12 protein-coding genes are annotated in these 18,350 nt (G+C 50.2%); 6 read left to right on the forward strand and 6 right to left on the reverse strand.

Features of this window, described 5'->3' with window-relative positions:
- Positions 1-91 precede the first annotated feature (91 nt).
- Both kdsA and ACO0LF_RS17900 read right to left on the reverse strand, forming a co-directional pair.
- Complete coding sequence (gene kdsA / locus ACO0LF_RS17895) at positions 92-937, reverse strand: 3-deoxy-8-phosphooctulonate synthase (RefSeq protein WP_423016368.1); 846 nt, start codon at positions 935-937, stop codon at positions 92-94.
- Positions 938-1,000: 63 nt separating this feature from the next.
- Complete coding sequence (locus ACO0LF_RS17900) at positions 1,001-1,999, reverse strand: hypothetical protein (protein ID WP_423016371.1); 999 nt, start codon at positions 1,997-1,999, stop codon at positions 1,001-1,003.
- A gap of 395 nt (positions 2,000-2,394) precedes the next feature.
- Here ACO0LF_RS17900 and ACO0LF_RS17905 point away from each other — a divergent pair, with 395 nt between their 5' ends.
- Positions 2,395-3,309, forward strand: a complete 915-nt coding sequence (locus ACO0LF_RS17905) for a DMT family transporter (protein WP_423016373.1) — start codon at positions 2,395-2,397, stop codon at positions 3,307-3,309.
- A 3-nt stretch (positions 3,310-3,312) separates the two neighbouring features.
- Positions 3,313-4,590 (forward strand): lipid IV(A) 3-deoxy-D-manno-octulosonic acid transferase, encoded by a 1,278-nt coding sequence (gene waaA, locus ACO0LF_RS17910; RefSeq protein ID WP_423016375.1) that lies wholly within the window; start codon positions 3,313-3,315, stop codon positions 4,588-4,590.
- Here the strand turns inward: waaA and ACO0LF_RS17915 are convergent.
- A complete protein-coding gene (locus tag ACO0LF_RS17915; protein WP_423016377.1) occupies positions 4,585-9,756 on the reverse strand; it encodes a two-component regulator propeller domain-containing protein in 5,172 nt (1,723 codons plus the stop codon). The genes waaA and ACO0LF_RS17915 overlap by 6 nt on opposite strands.
- A gap of 783 nt (positions 9,757-10,539) precedes the next feature.
- On the opposite strand from ACO0LF_RS17915, the gene ACO0LF_RS17920 reads away from it, so the two are divergent.
- A complete protein-coding gene (locus ACO0LF_RS17920; RefSeq protein ID WP_423016379.1) occupies positions 10,540-13,029 on the forward strand; it encodes an adenosylcobalamin-dependent ribonucleoside-diphosphate reductase in 2,490 nt (829 codons plus the stop codon).
- 227 nt (positions 13,030-13,256) lie between these two features.
- Here ACO0LF_RS17920 and ACO0LF_RS17925 read toward each other — a convergent pair whose 3' ends face one another.
- Positions 13,257-14,264: an MbcA/ParS/Xre antitoxin family protein gene (locus ACO0LF_RS17925; protein ID WP_423016381.1), complete on the reverse strand. Its 1,008-nt coding sequence runs from the start codon at positions 14,262-14,264 to the stop codon at positions 13,257-13,259.
- Between the two features lie 53 nt (positions 14,265-14,317).
- Between ACO0LF_RS17925 and ACO0LF_RS17930 the strand changes: the two genes are divergently transcribed.
- The 3 genes from ACO0LF_RS17930 (at position 14,318) to ACO0LF_RS17940 (ending at position 16,231) form a co-directional block, all read left to right on the forward strand.
- Positions 14,318-14,593, forward strand: a complete 276-nt coding sequence (locus tag ACO0LF_RS17930) for a hypothetical protein (RefSeq protein WP_423016383.1) — start codon at positions 14,318-14,320, stop codon at positions 14,591-14,593.
- 323 nt (positions 14,594-14,916) lie between these two features.
- Positions 14,917-15,675, forward strand: a complete 759-nt coding sequence (locus ACO0LF_RS17935; protein ID WP_423016385.1) for a TnsA endonuclease N-terminal domain-containing protein — start codon at positions 14,917-14,919, stop codon at positions 15,673-15,675.
- 1 nt (position 15,676) lies between these two features.
- Positions 15,677-16,231, forward strand: coding sequence for a hypothetical protein (locus ACO0LF_RS17940; protein ID WP_423016387.1), 555 nt, complete (start codon positions 15,677-15,679; stop codon positions 16,229-16,231).
- A 68-nt stretch (positions 16,232-16,299) separates the two neighbouring features.
- Here ACO0LF_RS17940 and istB read toward each other — a convergent pair whose 3' ends face one another.
- Both istB and istA read right to left on the reverse strand, forming a co-directional pair.
- Positions 16,300-17,076 (reverse strand): IS21-like element helper ATPase IstB, encoded by a 777-nt coding sequence (istB, locus tag ACO0LF_RS17945; RefSeq protein WP_423016389.1) that lies wholly within the window; start codon positions 17,074-17,076, stop codon positions 16,300-16,302.
- A partial coding sequence (gene istA / locus ACO0LF_RS17950) for an IS21 family transposase (RefSeq protein ID WP_423016391.1) occupies positions 17,066-18,350 on the reverse strand: 1,285 nt, incomplete at its 5' end. The genes istA and istB, both read right to left, overlap by 11 nt.

The raw sequence follows: 18,350 nt of genomic DNA on the forward strand, positions 1-18,350 counted from the left end.
CTAAGTGGAATTTTGATTGCGTTTATGTAAACTGGATGCCCCCATCATCCAGTTTCATTTTATAAAATGTATTTCATCAAGATGACCAGTCTCAAATCTCCAACTTCCCAAACGACTTCACCAAATCATCCAGCGACTTCAATTGCGCCAGGAAAGGTTCCAGCTTATCCAGGGGCAGAGCGCTGGGACCATCACATTTGGCTTGCGCCGGATCAGGATGTGCTTCAAGGAACAGGCCAGCCAGGCCAGTCGCCATGCCTGCGCGTGCCAGTTCGACAATTTGTTCGCGGCGGCCGCCAGAGGCTGCTGCGCCAGCTTCGCGTTGTTGCAGGGCGTGGGTCACATCGAAGATGACAGGCAGGTTGTTCGTCACTTTTTTCATGACGGCAAAACCCAGCATGTCGACCACCAGGTTATCGTAGCCAAAGCAGGTGCCGCGGTCGCAGAGTATCAGTTGATCGTTGCCTGCCTCCCTGAATTTTTCGACGATGTTTTGTACTTGTGATGGGCTCAAAAATTGCGGCTTTTTGATGTTGATGACGCGGCCGGTTTTGGCCAGCGCCACAACGAGGTCAGTCTGGCGCGCCAGAAAGGCTGGCAATTGCAATACATCGACCACTTCAGCCACTTGTGCAGCTTGCCATGGTTCATGCACGTCGGTGATTAAAGGTACGCCAAATTCTGCCTTGATGGCCTCGAATATCTTCAAGCCTTCTTCCAGGCCAGGACCACGGTAAGAATGGATGGAGGAGCGATTGGCCTTGTCAAAGCTGGCCTTGAAGACATAGGGAATGCCCAGCTTGCTGGTAACGCGCACGTATTCTTCAGCAACGCGCAAGGCCATGTCTTTGGATTCCAGCACATTCATGCCACCGAAGAGGACGAAGGGGCTTTGGTTGCTGGCTTGAATTTGTGGGGTGATGGCTACGGTAGTCAAGATGATTCCAGTTCTTAATAGTGTGTACAGGCTTATAGGTATTTTTGGATATGCTGAATATGCTCAGGATACCCAGCGCAGATAATTCTGCCACTGCGGATCAAATTCGCTGCTGATAGCAAATTCCATTGGAGCAAAATTTTGTGCCAGTTTGTGCGCCTTGGCCTGGGCCGTTACTACATCACTGACATGCCAGTTCATGCTGCGCACATTGCCATGCAAGGTGATCTGGCTGGTGATGCCTTCCTGGGTTTGCACAAACAGGGTTTCTAGCTGGTCTTCAAATTCGCGAGCGGCTTCAAGATCATCTTTATTGTCCAGCACGACATCGACTTGCAGACGCCACAGCATGTCTGCCCTGCCAACCAGGGCCATGGCGGATTCATTGCGCTGTACCAGTAATTTGTCGTCGGGGTCGGTATTGCTGACGAGCTCAAATCCTGTCCATTCATTTTCACCCGCAGGGAACAGGGCAGTATGTTTGAGCTCATCGCGCCAGAAACTATCCAGCACGACTGGGAAAGCGGCCAGGCTGACCGTCTCTTGCTCAGGTGCTTCATCCAGGAAATCGACAGGGCCTATCTTGATGGCGAAGTCATATTCACCTATGGAATGATCCAGCAAGATGAAGGACATATGCCTGGCATGGTCAACCATGTCCTGTGGCACAGGTTTGTTAAACCATAACTGCAAACCCACCCTGCCAGCGTCAGCATAGTGGCAGACCAGCACATCCGATGGGCTGAGACTGAAATTGTCCATATTGATACCAAACTCACCCATTTCTGTGCGCGCCCTGAAAGCGATCACTTTGGAGAACATGGCCAGCTTAGGGGCTGACTGCGTGAGCGCCATGACATCCTGAAAATGCTCAGTCGCACCGTGGGCCGTGATGATGAGTTCATACACACCATCGCCGGAGGTGCCTTGCAACTCGGCGGCCAGCTTGGGAAAATGGGGTTCCAGCAATGCATTGATGGCTTCCATGACTTCACGGATTTCCATTTTCTGTAATTGTGGCTGGGCGTTTGCCAGTGCTTGCCAAAAGAGGTCTGTGCTCATCTATTTCATTTCCAAGATGGGTGGGTGGTTCAACATGTCCTTGCATGTTGTTTAAGAGGCATAGGATATCATTTTATGGGGGTGATTTTGTAGAACAGCAAAGCAGCTTATTCAGCTTTACTCACTTTTCAAGCAGTATGGCTGGCAACAAACGCCACCAGGATCCTGCCTGCGCAGGAGCGACGATTTTAGCGCCTTGCCTGTATTAAACTATCTCGTCCGCAACGTCAAAGAACTTACATTAGAGACAATTAATTACAAAATTGGGAAGGATTGCATCTCATATTAATAAAAATACACACCCTCTGCTGTGTATTAAGCTCTAGCAAGACATACACCTCTACACACTGTTTTCAGGTATATTCCCTCCTCTTCGCCCACACTCCCCAAGCTTGATGTCTGCTCACCGTAAAAATCTTGATGGTTTTGCCATATCCCTCATGCTGGTACTCTGCCTGTGCTGGGGTTTGCAACAGGTGGCGGTTAAATTGGCGGCGCCTGTTATCGGTGCCACTATGCAGCTGGGCTTGCGGTCCGGGCTGGCTGCGGTGCTGGTGTTGTTGCTGATACTTGTTAAAAAGCTTCCATTTTCTTTGCGCGACAAGCATCTCATGCCCGGTATTGCAGCGGGTGTTTTGTTCGCAGTCGAATTTTTATGCATATCACTGGGGCTGAAGTACACCACAGCTTCACATATGTCAGTGTTCTTATATACAGCACCGATTTTTACCGTATTGGGCCTGCACTGGCTGATACCGGCTGAGCGTTTGCAGTCAACACAGTGGCTGGGCATACTGTCGGCCTTTGCGGGTGTGGCCATTGCCTTTTCCGGTGCCTTATTTGATACATCAGGCAGTAACCAGCATGATGTGGCTGACATGCTCATCGGTGACAGTTTTGGTGTGGCTGCAGCAGTACTATGGGCAGCGACCACGATTACCATACGCAAATCCAGCCTTTCTGAAGCAGAACCAACGACCACGCTGTTCTATCAACTGGCAGTAGGTGCTGCAATCTTGCTGGCATTTGTCATGCTGCGCGGTGAGAGCCTGCCCATGCAATGGGATATGACCAGCATCGTCAGCCTGTTTTTCCAGACGGTGGTGATTGCCTTTGCCAGTTACCTGACCTGGTTCTGGCTGATGCGACGTTATCTGGCTTCGCGTCTTTCTGTCTTTTCTTTCCTGACACCCTTGTTCGGCGTGGCCGCTGGTGTCATTCTTATGCACGATCCCATTAGCCCTCGCTTTGCGCTGGGTGCAGTACTGGTGTGTGGTGGTATTGTATTGGTGAATTTCCGTCGGACATAAAGCATGCGTCTTCTTTACTCCCTGGTATGGGGTCTGTCCCTGCCGTTTGCCCTGTTCCGCCTCTGGTGGCGTGGCCGCCTTGAGCCTGGCTATCGCCAGCATATAGGTGAGCGCCTGGGCTTTTACCCGGCCGCTGCCAGTATGCCAACGATCTGGGTACATGCCGTCTCTGCCGGTGAAACCCGCGCAGCTGAACCGCTGATACGTGCACTGCTGGCCCGTTGCCCTGAACATCGCATCTTGCTGACGCATATGACCGCGACAGGCCGTGAAACTGGCGGCAAGCTGTTTGCCGATGTAGGCCCGCGCCTGCGACAGGCGTTTTTACCGTATGACATCAACTGGATGATCGTGCGCTTCTTACGGCATTTTTCTCCTCAGTTGTGCATTTTGATCGAGACCGAAGTCTGGCCCAACCTGATCGCCCAGTGTGAAGCCAAATCCATCCCGGTGACCCTGGTGAATGCCCGCCTGTCAGAAAAATCTTTGCGCAAGGCCCAGCGCCTGGCTGCGCTGATCTTGCCTGCTGCGCGCGCTATCAGCAGCGTGGCAGCGCAGTCAAATCCTGATGCCTTGCGCCTGCATGAACTGGGGATAGAACAACCTGGTGTCACCGGCAATATGAAGTTTGATGTGACACCACCACCCCTGATGGCCGAACGCGGTGCCGCTCTGCGTCGCAGTTTTGGTGAGCGCCAGGTGATCTTGTGCGCCAGTACCCGCGATGGCGAAGAAGAGCTGATACTGCAAGCCTTTGTTGAACAGGTGCCCTTGCTGCAAACCAACCCACTGCTGATTATCACGCCACGCCACCCGCAACGCTTTGACCATGTGGCCAGCCTGCTGGAATCGCATGGTATCAAGTACCTGCGCCGCTCCAGCCTGAATCATGAAGAAATTGCCCACATCAGCGAAGACATACAGGTCGTGCTGGGTGACAGCATGGGCGAGATGTATATGTACTATGCCGCTTGCGATATCGCTTTTGTCGGCGGTAGCCTGGTGCCACTCGGTGGACATAACCTCATCGAAGCCTGTGCCATGGGCAAGCCTGTGCTGACGGGCAGGCATACCTTTAATTTTTCTGAAATTACGGAGCAAGCCATCGCCTGCGGTGCAGCTTTCCGTGTCGATGGTGCACTCAGCCTGTTCCTGCAAGCACATGCCTTGCTGGCTGACAAGAAACAATGCCAGCGTATGGGCGAAGCAGCTTATGCCTTCTTCTTGCAGCATCAGGGTGCCACAGCACGCACCATGCAGATGCTGGAAAAATATTTATAAGCTGGTGCTATCTACCGGGCTGACACTGTCAAGTATCTGTAAAGCAGTTTCAAAATCAAAGGCTTGCAGCGACTGAATGAAGTCATCTGCCTGCGCCCCCAATACCTGACGCATGCTGCGCTGGTGGCCCTGGAAAAAATCCAGGGCTTCGCTGTCTGAATCTTCCAGATACAGGCGCAGCTTGGCAAATAACGCGGCTGCATCGACTACATCGGCTGCAACGCCCACCTGCTCATCAGCAAGCGCTACTGCCTCGGCAGCCTGTTCTTGCAAAGCCTGCTTCAGCGCCTGTATCAGTTCTGCGCTGGCATCGGTAAACTTCTGTATCAAGACCTGGTTTTCTGCTGACTTTTCTATGGCCAGCTCCAGCTCGGTCGCGACTGCGGCCAGGGCCGTGGCACCAATATTGCCTGCGGCACCGCGCATGGTGTGGGCTTCGCGTTCGGCGGTCCCGCGGTCACCCAGCTCAAGAGCGCGTTTGATCTTGTCGGGCGTAGTGGCGGCGCTATCGACAAAGATTTGCAAGAGGCGCAAATAAAGGTCAAGGTTTTGCCCGCAGCGGCGCAAGGCCGGTGCAACATCGACACCTGGGATGCTGAGATCATGGACTGGCACTTCTGCCTTGGCTGGCTCTACCCTGGCAGCCACAGTAGCGGAGGCAGATGAGGCAGTTGAGGCAGATGAAGCAAATGAGACCGATGAAGCAGACGTGACGGGCACATCCACCTGATAGCCAGGCATGCGGCGGCCACACCAGCGACTCAGCGTTTCAAAGAAGTTATCCGGGTCTATGGGTTTGGCGATATGGTCATTCATGCCGGTATCCAGGCAGCGCTGCCTTTCTTCATTCATGGCATGGGCAGTCATGGCGATGATGGGCAAGTCCAGCCACTCAGGGTAAGAACGGATGACGGTGGTGGCGGCATAACCATCCATCTCCGGCATTTGTAAATCCATGAGTACGATGTCATAGGGATTGCCATGATTGAGTTTGTCGATGGCGATGCGGCCATTGTCTGCTACGTCAACGATGATGCCTGCTTCACTCATCAACTCTGCGGCGATTTGCTGGTTGATATGATTGTCTTCCACCAGCAAGACGCGCATGCCTTCAAAGCGGCAGTCGGTATGCTGCTCTGCTGCCGCATTGACGGGCGTGTCCATTGCTTTTGCACTGATGCGTAACATGACTTCCAGCAAGCCGGACATACCTATGGGTTTGGACAGATAGGCCACTGGAGCATATGCCCTGGCTTGCAGGGTCGTTTCATCAAAATTCATGGTGGTCAGCATGAGCACTTGCGGCGCTTCCTTGCCCATGCTGGCGGCAATGGCACCCATGGTGGCGGCGCCATCCATGTCTGGCATATGGGCATCGAGCAAGAGCAGATCATAAGGCTGGCCATGCACCCTGGCTTCACTGAGCATATGCAGGGCCAGCTTGCCGCTGTTGGCCGCATTCACGGTCAAACCTAATTGCTGCCCCAGTTTTTGTAAATGCTGACGTGCCACGTCATGATCATCCACGACCAGCAATTTGAGACCTTGTATGTGTGATGGCAACAGGGTTTGCGTGGCCGCGCTGGCAAAAGCAAACCAGCAATTGAAGTGGAAAGTGCTGCCGACTCCGACCTGGCTTTCTACCCAGATACTGCCGCCCATGAGCTCCACCAGGTGCCGCGATATCGTCAGGCCCAGGCCCGTGCCACCATATTTGCGGGTAGTGGAACTGTCTGCCTGGGTAAAGGCCTGGAACAGATTATGCTGCTGCTCGTCCGTCATGCCTACGCCGGTATCTTGCACACTGAATTGCAATTGCACCTTGTCGACTTCTGCCTGCACTTGCTTGACCAGGATGATGACAGAGCCATGGTCAGTAAATTTGATGGCATTGTTGACCAGGTTGGTGATGATCTGCCCCAGGCGCAAGGGGTCGCCACGCATGCTGGAAGGTACATGGGTGTCGATATCGAACACCAGCTCTATATCTTTTTCTGCCACCTTGTGGCTGACGATGGTGGCGACATCATCAATCACATCCGCCAGTACAAATTCAGCCGATTCTATATCGAGCTTGCCTGCCTCTATCTTGGAAAAATCCAGGATGTCATTCACTACGCCCAGCAGGGATGTACCGGCACTATGGATTTTATCGATGTAGTCGCGCTGTTTCAAAGTCAGGCGGGTTTTCTTGGCCAGGTGCGAAAGGCCGATGATGGCATTCATCGGCGTGCGGATTTCATGGCTCATGTTGGCCAGGAAATAGGACTTGGCGACGGTGGCTTGCTCTGCCTGCTCCTTGGCCTCGCGCAACTCATCTTTTTGCAGATAGGTTTCGGTTTCATCTATCCAGAAACCATTCCATATCCAGTCACCATTGATGCGCTTGGGGATCACGGTTTGCGAGCGCAACCAGCGCACTTTGCCATCCACCAGCACACGCTGGTGGAAGTTGCTGTAAGTGCGGTTGTCCACTGCCCGGTTCAGGCTGGCTTCGGCAGCTTCCCTGTCCTCAGCCAGGGTGGTGCGCCAGCGCGCATTTTTATCAGCCAGCAGTTCTTCTGCGGGCACGCCGAGGACGTTGATGACATTTTCACTGACGTAGGCATATTCTCTTTGGCCATCTGGTCTTTCGCGGTATTGATAGACCGAGAGTGGCAAGACATCCGTCAGGTCCGTCAGACGTTTACGCTCCCTGTCGGCATCGGCGGTTCTTTGCCTGACCAGACCTTCGAGCAAGCTTTGCTGATCAGAAAAACGTCGTACACGCCAGCGGTAAACCAGATAAATCAAGGCCAGCAAGATCAGGCTGACGATGATACGGAACCACCACTCCATCCAGAATGGTGGTGTGATGGTGATGAGCAGACTGGCACCTTCATCACTCCACTCGCCATCCTTGGTCGCTGCCCTGGTCCTGAAAACATATTCTCCAGGCAGTAAATTGGTGTAATTGGCAGCACGGTGAGCACCGTCTATCTGTACCCAGTCCTGGTCAAAACCTTCCAGCTTATAAGCATAGCGATAATGCAGGGGGTCAGAATAATTCAGCGCTGCAAATTCTATCGAGACCACGCTGTCTTTGTAAGTCAGGGTGATGGACTTGGCATCCGAGATATTGCCATCCATCTTCACGCCCTTGGGCAATTTGCCACCGCGTACAGACTGATTGAAAATCAGGAAGTCAGTTATCGTCGTGACTGGCTTGCTGGTATTGTCACGTATGGCTTTAGGATAAAACCAGCTCATGCCCTGGAAACCACCGAAATACAGCGCACCATCAGCATCACGATGGCTGGCTCCTACCGTATAGGTGCCGTTGATGAGGCCATCATCGGCGGAATATTTTTTCTGGCTTTTCCTGTCCGGGCCCAGTTTATACAAGCCACCATCGGTGCTGATCCACAGATTGCCTGCATCATCTTCAGCAAAACCAGCTATCGCATCATTACCCAGCCCACCGCCATAGCGGATAAAGCTGATCTTGCCATCCGCTCCCTGCACCATTTGATTCAGGCCACTGGCTGTGCCTACCCAGATCACGCCAGTCTTGTCTTCGTACACAGCATAGACACGGCTATGGCTGAGACTATTGGCATTGTCCGGCTCATGGCGGTAATGTTCAAAACGCCCTGTGCTGCGATCGAGCTTATCCAGGCCGCCAAAATTACCCACCCATAGCTGATCACGATGGTCAAACAGCAAAGAGACGACGCGCCCATGACTGAGGCTATCGCTATCCTTGGGATTAGGCATATAGCGCTTGAATTTACCACCCTGCATGAGATTCAAGCCATCGTCGCTGGCCACCCACAAATTGCCAGCCTTGTCATAGGCCAGTGAATGAACGATGCTGGAGCTGATGCTATCAGCCTGTTTGGGATCATTCTGGAAATGCGTGGCACGTTCGGTGACGGGATCAAACAAATTCAAGCCATCTTGCGTGCCCACCCAGAGCTTGCCATCCGGCGCCAGCTTCACAGCCCTGATCTTGCTATTGCTAAGGCTATCAGGCTGGTTGGCCTGGTGATAATAGGCGCGTATCTGATCTTTCGCCTTGTCGAAACGGTTCAAACCATCGCCCGTACCTATCCAGAGTATGCCATCCTTGCTGGTCACAGCAGCCACGGTATTATTACTCAGGGTCTTGGCTTCACCAGGCAAATGCAGCAAGCGCTCAAAGCCACCGCTGGCCAGATTGGTACGGCTGACGCCGCCCAGCCAGGTGCCCACCCATAAAGTACCCGAGCGGTCTTGCAACAAGCGGGTAACACGGTTGTCAGCCAGACTATGGCGGTCACTGGCATGATGACGAAACGATGAAAATTGATGGTCTGCCGGGTCCCAGCGTTTCAAGCCATCTTCGGTACCTGCCCAGATGATGCCCTCGCTGTCTTCCAGCAAGGAGTTGACAGGACCAGGGTCCAAGCCCTCTCGCTGGCCCAGGCGACGTTTTTGCGTGCGCTCTTTATTCCAGATTTCCAGGCCTGCCGTCGTGGCTATCCACAGATTACCCTGCTTGTCATTGAGTATGGCTTGCACATTATTGTGGCGCGGATCGGGCTTGGCATCACTATCGAGGCGGAAATTCTCAAAAGCAGACTTGCCACGATACATGACGCTGAGACCAGCATTGCTACCCACCCACAAGTTACCGTCTTTATCGAGGCAAATTGCATTCACCTGATCGCTGGCGATACTGCTGGGGTCCTTGTCATCATGGCGCAAAATCTGGAAGCGCCCGCTATCAGGGTCAAATTGCGCCAGTCCATCGCCGGTCGCCAGCCACAAGCCACCCGCACTATCACTGATAATGGCCTGGATCTGGTTGCTGCCAGCACTACGGATATCAGACAAATTACGCTTATACCTGACCATGGTCTCGGTTGCCATGTCATAGCGGTGCAAGCCACCATTGCGCGTACCTACCCAGATCCTGCCCTTGTCATCCTGGTGCAAGGCCCAGACCCAGTTATCGGCCAGGCTGTCCGGATGATTGGGGTCATGGCGAAAAAACACCACCTTGGAACCATCATAGCGATGCAGCCCCCCCTGAGTGCCAACCCACATATAGCCCTGACGGTCTTGCAACATGGATTGCACAGATTCATGCTGGAAACCCTGGTCCCGCCCGACTTGCTCAAAGCGCAGGCTTTGTACAGCCATTGCTGGCTGACACATAAGCAGGGCACATAACAGGCATACAAAGGCAAACAGAAACTGAGGATAAAGGTATCGCTTAGCCAAACTGTCCTGCCTCATTATCTGTCCTCTGAAATATGGGTGTTTTTGTCAAAAATGTCTTGCCCAAGTATAAGTTATTCAGACATCAAGAAAGTATAGATATCCCTATAAGGGCGGTAGATTTTTGTAGTTTGTAGGAAAATCGCAAAAATGCAGCAAAATTGGCAAGCGACTGCACACAGGTTTTGCAAGGGAAATAGAAAACTGGCCATTTTGTTTGTAATAGTACATATCTCGGCAGCAACTTCGCTGGCGAATTTTTTTCCACTAAAAATTCTGTGATGTCATCGAGGCATGATGCCGTATGAAATCAACTTCAGGCATTTTTCCGCAAATTCTGGCAAAACCATGACAGCTTGCACGATTCCAAAAATGAAGATGTTTTCTGGGTAATTTTGGCTTGATTATTTTGTCGGGCCTGGCGCTGGAATCTGGTTTTAACTTGAACCCGCTCAAGAAAAAATATGGCGGCGGGGTTTATAATGCAGCTATCTGATGTCAGGATGCTTGGCACTTCAGTGCCGGATTTTCAATTGAGCAATATTTGTTTTGATAGAAATAATGCCATCCTGTTTCCCCGAATGTATAGCCCCCTGAGTTTTAAGCTTCCATTATTGAGATCGTTGAGATTATTGATATCGCTAATATCGCTGTCGGGCTTTTGGATTTAACTCTGCAACAAGTAACAAAGAAAAACTTCTTCATATGAACGCGAACGAAAAAATTTTAGGATTGACGGAAATGTCTCCCCAGGAAATCTCCCTCGATGTCTTGCTGGAAAAATATGCCAAAGGTGATGAAGTCACCATCCAGGATGTGCAGTCACGTGTTGCCAGGGCACTGGCCAGCGTAGAACAGCCAGACTTTCAGGCGTATTACGAAGAAAAATTTTTGTGGGCGCAAAAGAATGGTTTCGTCCCGGCAGGCCGCATCAATTCTGCCGCTGGCATGGACTTGCACGCCACCCTCATCAACTGCTTCGTACAACCGGTAGGTGACTCTGTTTCCAGCGCTACTGATGGCAAGCCAGGTATTTATACTGCCCTGGCCGATGCCGCAGAAACCATGCGTCGCGGTGGTGGTGTCGGTTATGATTTCTCTACCATACGCCCTAAAGATGCACTGGTGCGCGGGACGCGTTCACGCGCTTCTGGCCCGGTGTCTTTCATGCAGGTCTTCAATGCATCCTGCTCGACAGTTGAATCTGCCGGTGCGCGTCGTGGTGCGCAGATGGGTGTCTTGCGTGGCGACCATCCTGATATCCTCGAATTCATCCGTTCCAAAGACCAGGGCGGTTTGACCAACTTCAATATCTCCATCGGCGTTACTGACGAGTTCATGGAAGCGGTGGCCAAAGATACAGATTTCTGCCTGGTCCATAAAGCGGAACCTGGCGAAGACAAAAAAGAAGCCGGTGCCTATCAGCGTGAAGATGGCCTGTGGGTCTATGAAACCGTGCGCGCGCGTGACTTGTGGGATGAGGTCATGAAGTCGACCTACGATCATGCGGAACCCGGCATCCTGTTTTTGTCGCGCATGAATGCAGAGAATAATCTCTACTATTGCGAAAAAATCGAAGCCACCAATCCATGTGCAGAACAACCCTTGCCTGATTATGGCTGCTGCTGCCTGGGTTCGATCAACCTGACGCGCTTCATCAAGGGTGCATTTACCGATGCAGCCGAGTTTGATTTCACCGCATTTGAAGCCGTGGTGACTGTAGCGACCCGCATGCTAGACAATGTGCTGGATGCCACAGCCTGGCCTTTGCCTCAACAAAAAGCCGAAGCCATGTCCAAACGCCGTGTAGGCCTGGGTTTCCTTGGCCTGGGCAGCAGCCTGGTCATGCTGGGCCAGCGTTATGATTCCGATGCCGGTCGCGCTTTCGCACAAAAAGTATCTGAAGTCATGCGCGATGCCGCCTATCTGGCATCGGCAGAACTGGCCAAGGAAAAAGGCCAGTTCCCCTTGTTTGACAGCACAAAATACCTGTCCGGCACTTTCGCCAAACGCCTGCCTAAAAATGTACGCAATGCGATTTCCAAACATGGTTTGCGCAATTCGCACCTGCTGTCCATTGCTCCTACTGGCACCATCACCCTGGCCTTTGCTGACAATGCTTCTAACGGCATAGAACCGGCTTTCTCCTGGGTATATAACCGCAAGAAACGCATGGCCGTGGGCGATGCAAAAATCTATGAAGTGGCTGACCATGCATGGCGCTTGTATCGCCATCTGGGTAATGATGTTTCAGACGACAAAAAATTGCCCAAACAGTTTGTCACAGCCCTCAACATGTCAGCCAGCGACCACATGAAAATGTTGCAGGTCGTGCAGCCTTACATCGATTCTGCGATTTCCAAAACCGTCAACGTACCGGCAGATTATCCTTACGAAGATTTCCAGAACCTGTACATGGATGCCTGGCGCGCCGGCCTTAAAGGCCTGGCAACCTATCGCCCGAATAATATCCTCGGCAGTGTCCTTTCTGTCTCTACTGAAGCAGCACCAGAAGTCAAACAAATCCCTGACGACGACCTGCTGCGCAAGCAATTCGATGGCCGCCCATTTGGCGACCTCGAATCTGTGACCTCCAAAGTGCAGTACATGACGTATGAAGGCAAAAAAACGGTCTACCTGACCGTCAGCTTCATCCACATTGATGGCATGGTCGGTGGCGAGCGCGTAACGATAGAGCGCCCGTTTGAATTCTTCATGCCTGCTGGCCAAAAGAACGATGGCCAGCAATGGATATCAGCCAGCATGCGCTTGCTGTCCATGGCAGCACGCTCAGGCGGCTCCATCGCCAAAGCACTGGCAGATATGCGTGAAGTGGTGTGGGACAAGGGTACGGTACGCTGCGGCATGATCACCAAGGACGATGGCTTACAGGCACCACTGTTCCATGAATCTGAAGTTGCTGCCATCGGTTACTCATTGCAACGCATACTGATGAAACGCGGCTTCCTTGACGCCGCAGGCAACCAGATCCCTATCACCGTACTGGCAGAAAAGTTCAAGCAAAGAAGCCATCACTACGGCATGGATGACCTGGCCTATGAAGGCGAAAATGCAGCCCCGATCAGCTACATCCCTACTGGCAAAAAATGCCCGGATTGCGGCGCCCACGCCCTGCAAAAAATAGATGGCTGCAGCCGCTGTGTTTCTTGTGGTTACGTAGGGGCTTGCGGTTAAACACCCTGGCCTGCCTGGTGCAGGCCTGTTGTGGGTGACACCATAAGCTGCAAGTTCGACAGCATAAGCTGCAAGTCGCGACACCATAAGCTGCAAGTAATTTAAATGTAAAAATAGTTGCACAAAGCCGTCCATTTCAAATTGGACGGCTTTTTTTTACATAATTACTCAATAAATTTCATCTTCTTAATCACCAGTAATTTTTGACATACAAATTTAACTACGTCTTAAGCTTCCAAAAGCATTTGGACAGCTCTTAATCCCTCAACATTCTGCATTGCATCAGCCGGAGGTTCGCCAAGAGTCGGGTGGAACGTAGTTAACCAAATCTTCAGCATTTCCGTTGAACTAAATAGTTTAACTAGTCTTTCCAAAAGTTTAAGCTCCAATGGCGTATTCTCGTCACAAAGCCAAAAATCCTCGCCGTTGCCAACAATTGCCTCCCAAATTAGCCTTGGAGCCGCAACGACAATCTCACCTCCTAAATGATATTTAAATGCCTGAAGTTGAATATTTATGCATTCGACAACCTCCTTTAAAACAAAGGATATTTCAGGTATTTCTCTAACGTAAAACAAACTTTGAGAAATCCTTCCCGTAATTTGTACATGCACTTTACCGTTACCAATAATTTCTGCTTCTTTCGCTAATAAAAGTAGTGCAGTAAGACCTTCAAGAGATCTCAAATTTGCAAGTTTCATCGGCAAACCATAGTCATAAGGCACTCGCTTCATTTTCGTCTTTCCCCTTACTTCCTGGGGGATAAAACAAATATCTGTAACGAGTTCTCCTAACGTTAATAGCAATGCATTTATTTCCCTTGAATCTCTGAGATTTCCTTCTAGTGCAATCCATACAGAATGTCGAAACAGTTTGGCGGAGCCCGGATAAGCCCGATCAACCAAATCGACAAGAGAGTCACCAGAATTTAAGTCAGGTGGGGAACTGCTTCCCTCTGCATATCTTTCCCAACGCTTTGAGCTTTGCTGCTTCTCTCCATCATATCGATATTGGGTCGGATGGAATTCTCTGCCTAACTGGGACGGAGTTTTCTGGGATATTGAAGCAATGAAACGAATCCAAGCAAGCGTTTTTATTTTGCTTACTGTCGTTTTCGTGGGACGGCCAGCAGGTCGTTGAGCATTTTCCAAGTGCATGGACATAAAAATATTAGTTTCGTGACGGGTGGTAATTTTGCTATAGCTAGTCAACAATAAAAGAAATATATGAAACAAGACGTGACATGGCAGCACCTCGAGTCGTTTTTTACATAAACGAGAGCATGGGCATGATACAAACAAAAAAAATGGAAACGAGCCAAGAAACTAACTTCAGCGACCTTCTCACTCAATCTGGCCCGTTAACAGGAGGTAAAGATCTTGTGAAGGCCTTGGGCTATCGATCGGCGGCAGCGTTCCGTCAAGCGATTCAACGAGGTACGCTTCCAATACATGTTTTTGAAATACCCGGTAGACGAGGAAGATTTGCATTAACGAGCGACATCATGAACTGGCTATCAGACATTAAAAAACACGACAAAGAAAGGGACATGAGCGTTACATAACAGAAAAAAATTTCAAACCCAAAAGACGGTCTTTTTGCACCAATTATTAACGCAAAAACTTTACAAACAAAATATAGGATGAATTCACGCGGTAAGGCTATTCAAAAATGAAAACGGCTCAAGTGCGCCAACACATGAGCCGTCTGTAACTTCATACTGCATATAACAAAAAACAGTATAAGATTCCAATTTAATTCTGTCAAATAGATTTGACAGAAAGTGGGGGCGTCTGGTTTGGTCAAGAAACCAAGCGTTTGTCAATCATTTGCGATTTATATGGCACCCAATTTCAGGTGTCGCGCCGAGCCGTGTGCAGCATAAATATGCATACGTTAGATCAAATCAAACTCAAATATTGTGGGCCAACAGTTGCCTGCAATTCTCCGCATCATCAATCTATTGTGTCAATCCATTTTCCAGAATCTGGAAAAATCAGAGCCCGTAAAATCGTTACACGCTCCAGATCGCGTCCCACAGGAAAATATCCAAGTTGGAAAATGAAGAGAATGATCCAGTGGGAATCTCACAATGAGTTAAATGCTTTCCGCATTCTTGACGTTGATCCAAACGTAAAATATTTCTTTGAGCAACCGCTCGAAATCCGATATCGCCAGGAAGGCGGCGAATATTCACATTATCCAGATCTTCTTGTAGTTAGCTACAGCGGTAAAGAATTATGGGAAATTAAGCCAAATTCTGATGCAGCCAAACCAGAAAATATGAAGCGTACTGAGTTGATGATCAATGCGCTTCCCGAGTTTGGTTTCACCTATAGGATGGTGACCGGAGAAGAATTGTCCAACAATCCGTTGATGAAAAACGGAGCTATGTTGCTGAAGTTCGGCCGAGACGACATTCCCGCGTTAGATAGGGAAAGGTTACGCGTTTTTCTAAAAACTCAAATTCCCTTACGGTGGGGAGATGTAATCGAAGGAGCTCTTGGTCCCAAGGGCCGCAACCATGTATGCCGCCTCATTCTCGAAGGAAGCTTAGTCTTTGACACTAAAAAAGCTATCTCGTTGGATACGCAATTTTTTAAATCGAACGTAACCTATCCACCAAGTCTCGAAGTGGGTGCTTGATATGGGTATTTCGCACTTTCAGCAAAACGTCGAAGTTGAGATATCAGGGAAGACGTATAAGCTACTACGCAAAGTTGCCGATGATCTTTGGCAACTGGAAGAGACAAAGACCAAGCGAATTATCGAGCATACTGACCCACAACTTCGTTCCTTATATGCGGATAGGCAGCTCGTTTTCCCAAACAAGCATTTTTCGAGAGACCAAAACGATAATTCAGAAATAGGCGTCGTTCATCAAGAAATATCGGAGAAGAAATTTGAGGCAGCTAAAATTCGCCGCATCTACGCACTCGCGGTATGGGATGTTCCCAATACCCAGTTGGCGATGACTCCAGCAATTCTAGATACGTGGAAAAAACTAAAGTCCCCAGCATCACCTCCATATTGGACAACAGTTTTTCGGTGGAAGACGCGCTTTGCCAATGCCGGGAAGGATATCCATGCCCTCGTCGACGACGACCAAAAAAAAGGTAATCGAACTAATCGTTATGAGCAAGAAGTACGAGAGGTCATTATGAATGCTATCGAAACAATCTATCTGACCTTAGAATGTTAGTTTGCGCTGGATTATGACCCGGCGTTTGCATCAAATTCTGACCCACTCGTTTTAAGTTTTTTTAAGGGTTAGGTTGAGGCTAGTTTGGTCTTTTTTTCCTTTACGGTTATTTGGGTTGAACTGTTCTTAAATCGGTAACTGTCATTCCCAGTCTCGATTATATGACAGTGATGGGTGAGTCGATCAAGCAATGCAGTCGTCATTTTCGCATCCCCAAATACAGATCCCCATTCCGAGAACCCCAGATTGGTGGTGATGATCACACTCGTTCTTTCATATAGCTTGTTTATTAAGTGAAACAATAAAGCTCCACCTGACTGACTAAATGGAAGATAACCAAGCTCATCCAGAATCACCAGGTCGGTATAAAGCAATCTGAGCGCAAGGTGGCCTGCTTTTCCTTGTTGCTTCTCAATCTCCAGTAAATTGACGAGCTCCACAGTCGAGAAGTAGCGGACCCGGCAATTGTGCTGCTCAATAGCCTGAATACCTATTGCAGTTGCTAAATGAGTTTTCCCGGTTCCCGGCCCTCCCACCAGTACAATATTATTCACCGACTGAAGAAACTCACAGCGGTGCAATTGTCTTACCAGAGACTCATCCACCTCACTGCAACTGAAGTCAAAGCCGTTCAAGTCCCTATAAGCAGGGAACTTTGCGACTTTCATCTGATAGGCCAGTGAGCGGACTTCTCTTTCGCAGGTTTCTGCTTTCAACAGTCCGGCCAGTACCGGAACTGCTGCCTGGAAGGCTGGTGAATCCTGAGTGATCAGATCTTCTAAAGCTTGTGCCATGCCTCTCAGCTTCAGTGTTTTGAACATTTCTAACATGGCTTCATGCTGCATTATCTAATCTCCTGTTTCTTAATTGGTCGTAACGGCCTACATCGGCCTTGGGTTCAACTTTCAAGGCTAGTGCCTGGGGTGTGTCTATCTTTGGCGGTGGCGTCCCCTCAATCAGTCTGCTGAGAATATTCATGACGGTCTGTTTTGATGGCGCACCAGCTTCGAGGGCCTGCCTCACTGCAGACAGTACTGCCTTTTCATCATGAAACATCACCAGTGCCAGCACATCAACCATCTCCCGGTCGCCGCCCTGGCGCTTCATGAGAATGGCCTGTAGCTGCTTAAATTCAGCAGGAAACTCTGCAAATGGTGCACCATTGCGGAGTGCACCTGGTTTTCGCTGAAGTACAGCCAGATAGTGGCGCCAGTTGAAGATAGTATGGCCAGGACCATGATCACGGATAATATTCCGGTCGTGTTCTGCGATCACTTTTCCTTCTGCCACAAATATCAGCTTTGCTGCATATACCCTGAGACTGATAGGACGGTTCGCAAAAGGTGCTGGCACGCTGTACCGGTTGCGCTCAAAGCTTACTAAGCAGGTCGGTGAGACACGCTTGGTATGTTCTACAAAGCCATCAAATGGCCTGCCGTTGGCCATCAGATGTGGTCGTTCAAGCTCCCATGCCTCTGCAACTGTGATGTCTGCCTCAGGGTGCTGAATTTGCTTCCAGAGTTGAAGGCATTCTTTGCTGAGCCAGTCATTGAGTGCTTCCAGTGACGGCATTGGCGGGATTTTTTGCCAGATGCGATGCCTGCTGTCACGGACGTTCTTTTCAACCTGACCTTTTTCCCAGCCAGATGACGGATTGCAGAATTCTGCATCAAACAGATAGTGGCTTACCATTGCAGTAAAGCGCAGGTTGACATCCCTGTCTTTGCCGGTTCTCACTTTATCGACTGCAGTTTTCATATTGTCGTAAATGCCACGACGCGGAATCCCACCCAGATGTAAGAACGCATGATGATGTGCATCAAACAGCATCTCATGTGTTTGTAGCAGATAGGCGCGCAGATAAAACGCTCGGCTGTTGCTGAGCTTAAAGTGAGCTACTTGCAGTTTAGTCCGCTCGCCTGCGATCATCGCCCAGTCCTCACTCCAGTCGAACTGAAACGCTTCGCCGGGAGCGAAAGTCAGAGGAACATATGTGCGTTTGCTAGCTGAATTGACCCTGTCAGTTTGATCCACCTTCCACTTCCTGGCGAAGGCGGCCACCCGGTCATACGACCCTTCAAATCCCAGTTCTTTCAGATCCAGATGAAGTTGTTTCAAG

The organism is Undibacterium sp. Di27W, assembly GCF_049340345.1.
Taxonomy (GTDB): domain Bacteria; phylum Pseudomonadota; class Gammaproteobacteria; order Burkholderiales; family Burkholderiaceae_D; genus Undibacterium.